This window comes from Algibacter marinivivus, assembly GCF_003143755.1.
GTDB classification, from domain to species: domain Bacteria; phylum Bacteroidota; class Bacteroidia; order Flavobacteriales; family Flavobacteriaceae; genus Algibacter_B; species Algibacter_B marinivivus.
Genome location: NZ_QFRI01000002.1, coordinates 79,443 through 91,310, shown reverse-complemented (window position 1 = coordinate 91,310; position 11,868 = coordinate 79,443). Strand labels below are relative to the sequence as shown.

General features: G+C 29.4%; 9 protein-coding genes. 1 reads left to right on the top strand and 8 read right to left on the bottom strand.

The window, feature by feature from the left end; genetic code table 11:
* Nucleotides 1–75 precede the first annotated feature (75 nt).
* On the top strand, nucleotides 76–1,134 hold the full coding sequence (gene leuB, locus DIS18_RS08780; RefSeq protein ID WP_109352705.1) for a 3-isopropylmalate dehydrogenase: 1,059 nt from the start codon (nucleotides 76–78) through the stop codon (nucleotides 1,132–1,134).
* A gap of 350 nt (nucleotides 1,135–1,484) precedes the next feature.
* Here leuB and DIS18_RS08775 read toward each other — a convergent pair whose 3' ends face one another.
* From DIS18_RS08775 to DIS18_RS08740, 8 genes are all read right to left on the bottom strand, one after another.
* Nucleotides 1,485–2,726 (bottom strand): mechanosensitive ion channel family protein, encoded by a 1,242-nt coding sequence (locus tag DIS18_RS08775; protein WP_109352704.1) that lies wholly within the window; start codon nucleotides 2,724–2,726, stop codon nucleotides 1,485–1,487.
* A 1-nt stretch (nucleotide 2,727) separates the two neighbouring features.
* Nucleotides 2,728–3,018: a DUF3817 domain-containing protein gene (locus DIS18_RS08770; protein WP_109352703.1), complete on the bottom strand. Its 291-nt coding sequence runs from the start codon at nucleotides 3,016–3,018 to the stop codon at nucleotides 2,728–2,730.
* Nucleotides 3,019–3,082: 64 nt separating this feature from the next.
* Complete coding sequence (locus DIS18_RS08765; protein ID WP_109352702.1) at nucleotides 3,083–3,700, bottom strand: YqaA family protein; 618 nt, start codon at nucleotides 3,698–3,700, stop codon at nucleotides 3,083–3,085.
* A 679-nt stretch (nucleotides 3,701–4,379) separates the two neighbouring features.
* Nucleotides 4,380–4,682, bottom strand: coding sequence for an HNH endonuclease (locus tag DIS18_RS08760; protein WP_109352701.1), 303 nt, complete (start codon nucleotides 4,680–4,682; stop codon nucleotides 4,380–4,382).
* 3 nt (nucleotides 4,683–4,685) lie between these two features.
* Entirely contained in the window at nucleotides 4,686–5,105 is a 420-nt protein-coding gene (locus tag DIS18_RS08755) for a hypothetical protein (protein ID WP_109352700.1), read from the bottom strand.
* Nucleotides 5,106–5,119: 14 nt separating this feature from the next.
* A complete protein-coding gene (locus tag DIS18_RS08750; protein ID WP_109352699.1) occupies nucleotides 5,120–5,584 on the bottom strand; it encodes a hypothetical protein in 465 nt (154 codons plus the stop codon).
* Between the two features lie 323 nt (nucleotides 5,585–5,907).
* The gene (locus tag DIS18_RS08745) at nucleotides 5,908–10,662 is read right to left on the bottom strand and encodes an ATP-binding protein (RefSeq protein WP_109352698.1); all 4,755 of its coding nucleotides are present in this window, start codon (nucleotides 10,660–10,662) and stop codon (nucleotides 5,908–5,910) included.
* Between the two features lies 1 nt (nucleotide 10,663).
* The gene (locus tag DIS18_RS08740; protein ID WP_109352697.1) at nucleotides 10,664–11,866 is read right to left on the bottom strand and encodes an ATP-binding protein; all 1,203 of its coding nucleotides are present in this window, start codon (nucleotides 11,864–11,866) and stop codon (nucleotides 10,664–10,666) included.
* Nucleotides 11,867–11,868: the final 2 nt, after the last annotated feature.

Below are 11,868 nucleotides of genomic sequence, written 5' to 3'. Positions count from 1 at the left end.
GGAGCGACTGCCGAAAGCCCGACCCTTGGGTAACGCCCAAATAAATTAAAATATTTAAAAATTAAATTATAAAAAATGAAATTTAATATAGCACTATTGGCCGGAGACGGAATAGGACCAGAAGTTATTGACCAAGCAGTAAAAGTGAGTGATGCGGTTGCTGCGAAATTTGGACATGAAATTACATGGAAACCAGCTTTAACAGGTGCTGCAGCAATAGACGCTGTAGGAGAGCCTTACCCTGATGAAACGCATGATGTTTGTGTAGCTTCGGATGCGGTATTATTTGGCGCTATTGGTCATCCGCGTTTTGATAATGACCCTTCTGCAAAGGTACGCCCGGAGCAAGGTTTATTAAAAATGCGTAAAAAATTAGGGTTGTTTGCTAATGTAAGACCAACGTTTACGTTTCCTTCTTTATTAGATAAATCGCCTTTAAAGCAAGAACGTATTGAAGGTACAGATTTAGTGTTTTTACGTGAATTAACTGGAGGTATTTACTTTGGTGAGAAGGGTAGAAGAGATGGAGGAGAAACGGCTTTTGATAACTGTGTTTACACAAGAGTAGAAGTACAACGTTTAGCAAAAAAGGGTTTTGAATTGGCTATGACACGCGGTAAAAAGCTATGTTGTGTTGATAAAGCTAATGTTTTGGAAACTTCAAGACTATGGAGAGAAACTGTTCAAGCTATGGAAAAAGATTATCCAGAGGTTGAAGTGAGTTATGAGTTTGTTGATGCTGTGGCGATGCGTTTGGTACAATGGCCAAATAGCTACGATGTGTTAATTACTGAAAACCTATTCGGAGATATTTTAACAGATGAAGCGTCTGTAATTTCAGGCTCTATGGGATTAATGCCATCTGCATCTATGGGAGCTGATATTGCTTTGTTTGAGCCTATCCATGGGTCTTATCCACAGGCAACTGGACTTAATATTGCTAACCCAATGGCTACTATTTTATCAGCAGCTATGATGTTTGAAACCGCTTTTAACTTACCTGAAGAAGGTAAAGCTATTAGAGATGCTGTAAATAAAGCATTGGCTGAAGGTATTGTTACTGAAGATTTAGCCGATGGAGGAAAATCTTATGGTACCTCAGAAGTTGGAGATTGGTTGGCTAGTAACATCTAGTCTTCTATAAATTATATTAAAAAGCCCTGTAGAGTTTATACTTTACAGGGCTTTTTGTTGTTTAGAATGTATTTGGCGTTACCCCGAAAAGGGGTCGGGCTATCCGTTACAAGTCCTCGCACTTCTCCCGATAACTATCGGGATCAGGCTGTGGGCTATCCACTACTATCCCTAACGCATCCTATCCGGCTAAAATCAGTAATAGAACTAGCATCTGTGAATTTCTGCAAGGTTTCGAGATTTTGAAAATAGTTATTTAACGGCAGTTCAAGATATTTCCTCAAATATCAGATTGAGCGCAGTCGAAACCTAATAAATGTATTTATTACCTGCTAAAAGCTTTGAGGTATTTAATGACTAGAAAACGTAGTAGGCAATTCAAAAATTTCTAAATCAAAATAAGGAACTGATGCCAGAACATGGTCAAAAATATCTGCCATAATATATTCGTAATTTACCCAACGTTTATCTGAGCTAAACGCATAAATTTCAATAGGCAACCCTTGAACGGTAGGTGCTAATTGACGCACCATAATGGTCATGTCTTTGTTTATTGCAGAATGATTTTCAATGTAGGTCTGGATGTATTTTCTAAAGACACCAATGTTGGTAAGGTTTCTACCATTTAAAAGCAGTTCCTTATTCACAGCATTTGTTTTGTTGAATTCTGAAATATCTTTTTGTCTTGATTCTAAGTAAGCCCTAATTAATTCAATTTTACTATAAGCTTTAATATCATCTTCAGATAGGTTTTTGATGCTGTCTTGTTTGATATTTATGGCACGCTTAATTCGTCTACCATCAGAGTTTGTCATCCCTCGCCAGTTTTTAAACGAATCTGAAATTAGGGCATAAGTTGGAATAGTGGTGATGGTTTTATCGAAATTCTGAACTTTTACAGTCGCTAAGTTAATTTCAATCACATCGCCATCGGCTCCATATTTTTCGAAAGTTATCCAATCGCCAATACGCACCATGTCGTTAATGGATACTTGTATACTAGCTACAAAACCTAGAATAGTGTCTTTAAACACTAAAATAACAACAGCAGATATAGCACCCATTCCTGTTACAAATTTCAAGAATGGAATATCTGTGATGATTGCTATAGCTGACATAATACCACCTAACCAAGCAAATATCATAAATACTTGAATGTAGCTATCTATGGGTTTGTCTTTAAAACGAGGTAATGTTTTTAAGTAATCTTTTAAGGTATTTAAAAGACTTCTAGCAACCCATAATGTTAAAAGTATAGCAAATACCTTTAAGCCTTTTTCTATAATAACTTCAAAATTATAAAAGTCTGCAAATACATCTGGTACAAACTCTAAGGCTATTAAAAGGGGTATGATATGAGCAATGTTTCGTGGTACTTTGTTTGTTATTAATAAGTCATCAAAGTTTGTTTTAGATCGTTTTGCAAATTGGCTAAAAGCACTAATTAACAACTTTCTTATAATGAAATCTACTATGAATATGATTAGTAATAAACCCACCAAAAGAATTAGCATGTTTAGATAAGCTGATGCATCTTCAGAAACTCCAGAATTCACTAAATAATCATATATAAGATGTTTGAATTTTTCCATTTTACTGTGTTGCCTTTAAATATTTTCTATCAATATAAAATGTGCCAAAAGGAATAATTGATGCAACAAGAACGATTAAAAATTGTTTATTACTCCAAGTAAATTCTTTTTTGAATAATACGGCTAATGCAACATAAGCTACAAAAAGAATACCGTGAGGCATACCAAGTAACTTAACATATTGAGGCTCTCCAAGTAAATATTTAATTGGTGTTGCTATAAATAAAAGTAAAATATATGAAACACCTTCTAATAGTGCTACAAGTCTAAAAATATTTAATGAAGAAAACATACTGAAATAATTTTGTGCAAAAATAGTTCAGAATCAAGTAATAACAGTAAGTTTTAAGCTTTTTTTATAATACGTTAAAAATGATGAGTCCGTAAATAGCAAATCGTAATAAACGAAGTGAACCATATACAACAACATTTTTAAATGGAAATTTGATAATGCCAGCAGCAATACAGGCTATGGAAAAGGGTAGTGGCAATAAAGCACCAACAACAATTAAAAATCCACCCCATTTTTTGGAGTTTTTTAGTTGCTTTTCCATTTTTACTTCTAAGTAATTATGCACCGACGGCATTTTAGTAATTGAACGTCCCATCCAATAGGATACTAATCCGCCACCATAAGACAAAACTGCCAAAATACTTAGATAAAACCATGGACTATACATTTTACCAGCCCAAGCAATAAATATTTCTGGTGGTATTAAACCTAGTAAAGTTTCAGAAACGAAAAAGAAACTTAATACACCATAAGAAGGGAGTATTTCAGTAAGTCTAATTAATGCAGTCTCAATATTAAAGAAGTGATTTAATGTATAAATCGCTATAATAGCAACAATTATATACGGCAAAGCTTTTTTAATAGCTTGCCATACAAAGGTGTAAAACCCTGTATAATTATAATATTGGTGTAAAAGCTGCAATCGTGACTTTGCAGTTTTCTGCTTAGACTTTTGTTTCATAATTCAAGATAGATCAGAGAGGGGAATACAAAGATAAGCTTTGATATTTGTTTTTTAAAACAATTAACAAATTTAACAGATAAGAGTAGTATTAAAATATTCTATTTTACATAATATAAATTATAGTACAAATGTATTGTTTAGTATTTATGATGGTTTATCCATTTGATAGCTATAATGTAGTATTATGTAAAATATCCCAGAAAGTATCGTTTCCATTAGAAACCTTAGTACTTGGGTCATTAAACATTAGTAATGTACTTCTCGTATAATTTTAATATTGTGTACAATTGTTCAAGTTTTTTAAATACGCGATTCTGAAGAAACTTCACGTTTTCAAATTTGTATTATAATTTGCCGTTATGTAAAATTGCCGCTGCCAATCGCTCGATTGTTTTTTTAAAATTTAAATGTTTCAATAACATTTATTTTTAAACACAATTTACCGCCGCTTGCCAAGGCCAAAAAAAAGCTAGTTTTTAGATGTTATTGAAATTTTAGCGTAATTGAATAATTGTGCTCCATATTTTTTTCTACGTGATTCTCGTAAAGTTGCCACAAGAGTATAAAATTTTCCCTCGCTCAAATCCTTGCTTTAAAATTCCCATACACTTGTTCTATTTAGAATTCCTATTAAACTTTTTTAAAATTCTATTTTACATAATATTATTAGAGGATATTATTTATGAATTTTATCATGACAAGGCTCACATATTGAAACTAACCATTTTATTGGTTCTTTCCCTATATTTCTCTTTGCATATTTTTTATGATGAACTTGTGTCGCACGTACACCACAATAAACACAACGCCAATTATCCCGTTTCAGAACAACATAACGTTTACGTTTCCATGCATCAGATTTAAGATAAACATTTCGGTAATAGTCTCGACGCCGTTTACGCTTAACATTAAAAACCCAACGTTTAACCAACCAAGCAACTATTCCAATAACTATTATGAGTAATACATTGTAATCCATATATCATAGTTTATCAAGCATATTATTTAAAGCATACTTTTCCAATTCTACTATAGTTGTACTTGATATTTTAATTTCCCAATTAGATAAACTTGGCATTAAGCTAACGTCATTGTTTATAAAGAAGTTATTATCGGAATCTTGTAATTCTTTAGATGGAATAATATAAACAACTCTTGGTTGTTTTTCTATGATTAAAACCAAAGCGATAAACAAGTTATCGTTTAGTTCTCCTAACTCATGCTTTAAAATTTTAAAACTTTGTAGTATGGTATCTAAATCTAGTGGCTGAAAGAAGATTTGCTTATTCCCAATTAAAAAATCAACTCCTTCTCTCCCACTTTCATTATTTGAAACTTCAATTTGAGCTTTATTAAGCTCTGATTTCATAAAATTTAAAGCGACTTCATTGAGAGTACTCATAGATAAAGTTAACCTTAAGGTATATATCTAACCTCAATCATACTTATGTGAGGAAACATATGCGGTTGTTCTATAATAATTTCATAAGTACCGATTTCTAATGAGTGAGCTTTTGTTGTTATTTTGAAGGGGGTTTGACAAGACATTCCCCAACAACCAGTGTATTCAGAAAGAGTATTTTCTATAACTTCTAACCTAGCAAAATTCACTCTACATTTTCTAGTAGCATCTCCTGCTGCATATTTAATCCATAATTCATATTTCCCAGCAAGTTTTACATCAAATAAATAAGATACCATTTGATATTGTGCAATGTGAGGGTTAGCATTATGAATGACATAATTACCATAATCGGTTTCACCGGTTGGATTTCCAAAGGTTACATTTTTAGAATCGTTATAATCATTAGCATTAATGAAAATGGTTTGAGAAAACAACAAATTGCCACTAGCAAAAAATAAGAATAAGAGATATTTCATAATATAATATTTAAGAATTAAACATTTACTATTAAAATATCTTAGAAAGAGGATTTAACAAATATACAAAAAAATAAAATTATTAGCTTTTCAATCTTTTTTTCTTGATAAAAAAAGAAACAAAAAAATCATGACTGCATAAACTTTTGGAAACAATTACGGCTCGTTACACTATATTTTAGGAAACATTGTAACTCGTTAAGATTGCTTTGAAGTTATTGCATAGTTACAAATATTAAGAAACTGTATTACTAAACCCCTAAAATATGAACGCTCCACTCGCCTATTGTTTTACCAAAATTTTATGAGGTCGCAACCCACAATTAAATAAAAATATTTCTTTCATTTAAAACGAATTCCTCAAATACTTTCCTTTCCTCTTTACTAAATTCATACAAAGCACTTTTATCATTTTTAGATAAATATTTAACTCCTATTTCTAAATACATTAAAGGTATAGTTGCCTCAGCATAATTACCAAAAGTAGTAATAAGAATATTTTTAATTAATTCAATTCTTTCAGAACTATAATCTTCAATATTAATTAATATGTTAAATATGGATGAAGAAAGAGGCCTCCATAATGAAGAAATCATTTCTCTATCAATGAGGTACTTTTTTAGAAATATCAAATATTTTTTAATGTTTTCAACATCAGAAAATTTTAATAATGGATAAAAGTTATCTTCAAAAATAAATGATTCGAAAGAATTTTTTTCAAAATCAGTTATTTCATAGACAGCTTCAAATTGCGATTTAGCTTGATCAAATCGACCTTCAATTATTAGTAAATTAGTCCAACTTCCATTTAAAAACCAATTTTTAGGTTCAAGTTTTAATCCATTTTCAAATTCTTTTCTACCATTTTTTATTTCATTAACCTTAAGGTATAATATACCTAAACTATTACAAATATTTGCATTTTTTTTGTCATTTAAAACAGCAGCTTGTTTAGTGATTTCCAACGCTTCTTTATATTTTTTTAGTTTACTATAACAATTAGCTAACTCAAAATAATACTTATCGTTTTTTGGATATAATTCAATCATTTTTTTATACACACTAGATGAACTTTCATATTTATTTATGTAGGTATAAGTTTTTGCTAAATGATTTAAATATCTCTCGTTACTTGGGTTTATTTTTATAGCCTTTTTAAATTCATTTATAGCCTCTTCATATTTACTCAAGGCTAACAAGTTAGATCCATAACTAAAATAATATTCTGGTCTTTTTGTATTTAATACAATACCCTTCTTATAATAATTATTTGCTTGATCATACTTTTCCGAAAGCGAAAGGTTAATACCAATAAGGATATAGGCAGAACTTTCTTTTGGATTTATAGCAATTGAGTTTTTAAGACTAATAATAGCTTCGTCGAATTTTTCTTGTAGAGTAAAAATAGTAGCTAGTCTATGATGCGCTTCAATAAAACTTGGTTGGATATCAATAATTTGATTGAACATATCTCTGGCTTTATCATATTCCTTGCGATCAGTAAGCAAATTACCCAAGCCTAGTAATGTGTCAATATTATTAGGTTCTAATTTATTTGCCATATTGAGTTCTTTCAACGCATCATCGTACTCCTTTAATTCATATAAATCAGAACCTAAGTAATAGTGAATTCTAGCGTTTTCTGGATTTAACTGAATAGCCATATAATAATTATTTATGGCTTCTTTAATTTGTCCGTTCTTTTTATAGGTTAGAGATAACATTCTATAAGATTCAATGTTATTAGGCTTTATTTCAATAACTTTAGCGAATTTTTTAATTGCTTCATTATAATTTTTTATAGAAAAATATGAGTGACCTATATTAATCAAAGTATTAATATTATTTGGGTTCAACTCTAGAGATTTTTCAAATTCAATAATTGCTTCTTTATCTTTGTTAAGGCTAGATAAAGAATTGGCATAATGAAAACGGAATTCAGCATTATTTGGCTCTAATTCGATTACTTTTTTATATTTTACTCTGGCTTTTTGAAAGTTCTTTTCATACAGATAAACCTCACCTAACCTATGATGCGCATCAGCATTTTCTGGATCAATTTGAATAATGGATTCATACTCTTTTATAGCAGTATCAAAATCCTTTAAAGTGAAATAAACATATCCAATATATAATCTGTTAAATAAATCCTTTGGATTCAATTTCAACGCTTTCTTAAAATATAATAAAGCTTGATCATATTTTTTTAAACCAAATAGACAATTACCTATTTGAGTATAGTATTCAGAATGATTTGGTTTTAATTCAATAGTCTTTTTTAGATAAGTAATTGCATTTTCAAATTCTTGTTTTTCAATAAAGCATTTGCCTAACATATGATATGCTTCGCTATTATCGGGATTTAATTCAATGACATTGCTATATATAGCCAAAGCTTCGTTGAAGTTTTTAAGGCTAAAATATGTTTTACCTAAACTCATCAGAGCAGTAATATTATTATTACTTATTTCAAGAATTTTTTCAAGTTCAATCAATGCCTCGTTATAATTCTTTAGATAATATAAAGCATCTGATAATTCAAATCTATAGCTTAAATTACTTTCATCTAATTTAACTGCTTTTCTATGATAAAATATAGCTTTTATATTATCGTCATGAACTTGAGCTAAAAGAGAATAATAATTAGGATTATTGGGATTTAATTCAATAGCTTTTTCAAAATCACTTATCGAAGCCTTTAATTCTCCACTTGAATAAAGGGAAATGGCTCGGTAGAAATATAATGTAGCCGATTTTGCGTCTAAATTTATCGCTTGATTATAAAGTTCAATTGACTTCTCATAGTTTTTTAATTTATAGTATGTGTTTGCTAATTCAGAATAATATAAAACATTATCACTCTCTAATTTTATAGCTTTTTCAAGGTGTTCAATTGCAGAATTATAAAGATTTAAAGCATTACTTGCTCTTGCTAATTCAAAATAGATATGACCTTCATTTGAATTATATTCAACTGCCTTTTGAAATGATTCAGAGGCCTCTGTGAAACTATCCAACTTCATGTAGGTATAACCTAAATTATAATGATATTTAAAGTTTTTTGATTCAAGTTTTATAGCCTTTTTGAATTCTTCAATTGCCTCTTTATACTTCTCTGTTTTTCTAAGTAAAATACCCAGGTTTGAATAATATTTAGCATTTTTATTATTGAATTTTATTGCTTTTTTTGAAGCTTCAATAGATTTGTCATATAATTTTAGATTATAATAATTATAACCTAATACAGAATAAATTCTAGCTTTTTTTGGAGTTAGAATTATTGCTTTTTCAAGAACTTTTTGAGATAATTTTAATTGATTAATAAATGATAAAAGAAGACCTAAATCTAAATATATACCAGAAACCTTCTCAATTTCTTTGTTTTTTAAGATATATTTAATTCCATCAGGAGCAAAAATTTTGTTTATTGGTTGAAATTGAATTATTTGTTTATTAAGCAAATCATCAAAATTCTTTAAGGTGTTAATTATTGAATTGATGTTTATTTCATCCATGTGTTCTATTTCTTTGTGTAAAATAGATTTGTGATGTTTCGTTAACATTTTTGTAGTTTTTATCCTTCTTAAAACATCTTTTTTATTAATAACGCTTATTTCGAGACACTCCTTTTTCTTGATATTTTCTATATTTTGTAAAACATCATTTTCTTGAATTTCTCTTTCAAAATTTAAACTAGAAATTGCTTCGTCCAATGATTCTTTATCTTGGCAGCTATTCAATATGAAATCTAGTTTCTCCCGACGATTTGGTGGTAGAGCTTGAACATACATTTGAACTTCTTTACTGTTTGTTCTTCCTTTTATTTGTTGAAAGTCTGTGGTAAATGAATTTTTTATTAATTCTAAACATTTATCTTCTAAAGTTTCAGTACTATATAATAATGAAAGAAAGTTTACAAATAATTTTACTATCCCACTAGGGTGTTCAGTAATTTCAAAGCAAATTCTCATTAAAGCTTCTTTTAATTCATAATATGAATCCTTACCTACTTTCCATGTATCTAAAAAACCTTCATTTACTAATTCAGATGTACTTTTACTTAAAGTATTAGCCTTAATAAAACAGAATCTACTAATGTCTTTACCCATTTTTGGTTTATGCTCACTACATAAATATTTGATTATTTTTTGCTGTTGTGGAGAAAGAACATTTAAAAATTGTTCATAATAAGGCTTTAAATCATTCATAGCTTTTTCAAAAATTCGAGAAAGGTCTGCTTTAACTTCTGCCTTTAAAAAATCAAAAAATATAACTAGTAATCGATAGTTGCCTCCTGTTAACTCATAGATAGCTTTCACCTTGCCTGAAAAAGTGTCACTTTTAACTTCTAATAATAATTTTTTACTAGTTTCTGAATTAGGAGTGTTTTTAACTTCTAAATTAATTAAAACCCTTATAAATTCTAATGCTTGCGGGAAAGTTAATCTTTTTAACTCCTTAACATTAAAAAAATTATAAAAAGGGTCTTTAGAGTTTTGAATATGATGAAATAGATTTTGACTAGTAGCTAAAATATTAATACTATTCGTCTCGTGTAGAAGGCTTCTTAATTTTTTTTGACCCAATAAACCCATTCCTGTCTTATTATTAAATATGACATTGAGATTTTCAATTAATAAAACTAATTTTTTATCACCTAAAAAATCAAGTAATAAACTAACAAATGAATTTTCTTGCTCATTATCAGGCATAAAAGAAACTTCGGAAATGAGTTCATTGATAACTTGATAGTTTCCTTCTTTGTGTTTTTCAAATGACAGCAAAATATGTCGGATAAAATCAGAAAAATTTGCTATGCCTCTCTCGTCTTCATTCATATAAGCTACAACAACAATATCTGCTAAAATAGGATTTGATTTTATTCTATGGTATATTACACTAGTTATATGTGTCTTACCGCTTCCTCTTGGAGCGACAAGTAAAGATTGATAAGTCATTCCTTGAGTGACTTTTTCAATTAATTCATTTTCAATTTGATTAACTGTTTCTTTCCTTCCTATTAGTGTTGCTTCTAATATTTTTGATGGAACTTTATTTGCGCTAAAACTTAATAACATTCTAATATGATTTATTTACTTCCCACCAATCTTTCAATACTTGATATTTAAATTTGTAGTACCTTCCTTCATCCCCAGATTCCCTTCTTAAGTACTTATCTTTCCATAGTCGTTCTGCCTCATCTATTAAAAGATATCTATCAACTTCCAACTTAGCATTTACTAATTCAAACATTTTAGACTCACTTACCCACCCTGATTCCTTGCTTAATACATTTAGCAAATGGAGTGAAATCTTTTTCTCTGGATAATGAGATTTTATACGTTCATAAAAATGATCAAATTCAAACTTCCCATTAGAATCATCTAACATTTTCTTGTAAGCAACATCAATTATGTCAACATTTACAATTGGCTCATATCTAAATAAAGAATACAAACCGTCTATATAGTATGGTATATTATCACATAAAACGCAAATTTTGTCCATTAAATCATCACTTACATCCAAATTACAACCATTATTAAAACATTTGCATAATAAAAGCGCGTCTTCTTTAGACAATGGTTCTAATTCATAAGGATGCATATGGTTTAAAGGCTTGCCGAAATTTACTTTTAGTTTTTTTAGTTCGGCTATAACTAAATCTATTCCAATTGATCCACAATAGATAAAGCGAACATGATTTTTTAAGTTTTCATTATGTACTAATGCTCGTAAAATGCCAATCAACAAAATTGATTCCCGTTTGTTTTCAATTGAATCTAAAAGGATGCTGAACTCATCTAAACAAATAATTAATTTTTTTCCTGGATTTTCCTCTATTGCTGCAATTAAAATAGTTTCTAGTTTTTTTTCCCAAAACTGTTCTCTTTCATTAAGTTCAATTTCCAAAAGAGAAGCTATTCCTAATTTCTTAAATCTATCAAGCAGTTTATTAAAAACAATATCTATTTTTTTAATTGTACTCTCCTTTACTAATCCCCTGTTTTTGAACTCATTGTATAACTTTCCGATTAAACTATCACAAGACGACAAACCTTCAACATCAAGGTATACAGCCATGTAGTTTGGCATTCCATTTAATACATTTTTTACTTTTAATAGCAAAGAACTCTTACCAAATCTTCTTACAGCATTAAGACAAACCCCTTGTTTTTCTAATATGTCTATAATTTTTTTAACGTCATCCTCTCTTCCTATTACTTGTTCTGGTGTTAAAACTGAACCTGTACTTGGAGTAAGTGGTTTTATATTTTCCATTA

Bases quoted from the DNA above. Each gene is read 5' to 3' on its own strand.
- leuB (WP_109352705.1), top strand. From the start codon at position 76: ATGAAATTTAATATAGCACTATTGGCCGGAGACGGAATAGGACCAGAA.
- DIS18_RS08755 (WP_109352700.1), bottom strand. From the start codon at position 5,105: ATGAGTACTCTCAATGAAGTCGCTTTAAATTTTATGAAATCAGAGCTT.
- DIS18_RS08765 (WP_109352702.1), bottom strand. From the start codon at position 3,700: ATGAAACAAAAGTCTAAGCAGAAAACTGCAAAGTCACGATTGCAGCTT.
- DIS18_RS08775 (WP_109352704.1), bottom strand. From the start codon at position 2,726: ATGGAAAAATTCAAACATCTTATATATGATTATTTAGTGAATTCTGGA.
- DIS18_RS08745 (WP_109352698.1), bottom strand. From the start codon at position 10,662: ATGTTATTAAGTTTTAGCGCAAATAAAGTTCCATCAAAAATATTAGAA.
- DIS18_RS08750 (WP_109352699.1), bottom strand. From the start codon at position 5,584: ATGAAATATCTCTTATTCTTATTTTTTGCTAGTGGCAATTTGTTGTTT.
- DIS18_RS08770 (WP_109352703.1), bottom strand. From the start codon at position 3,018: ATGTTTTCTTCATTAAATATTTTTAGACTTGTAGCACTATTAGAAGGT.
- DIS18_RS08760 (WP_109352701.1), bottom strand. From the start codon at position 4,682: ATGGATTACAATGTATTACTCATAATAGTTATTGGAATAGTTGCTTGG.
- DIS18_RS08740 (WP_109352697.1), bottom strand. From the start codon at position 11,866: ATGGAAAATATAAAACCACTTACTCCAAGTACAGGTTCAGTTTTAACA.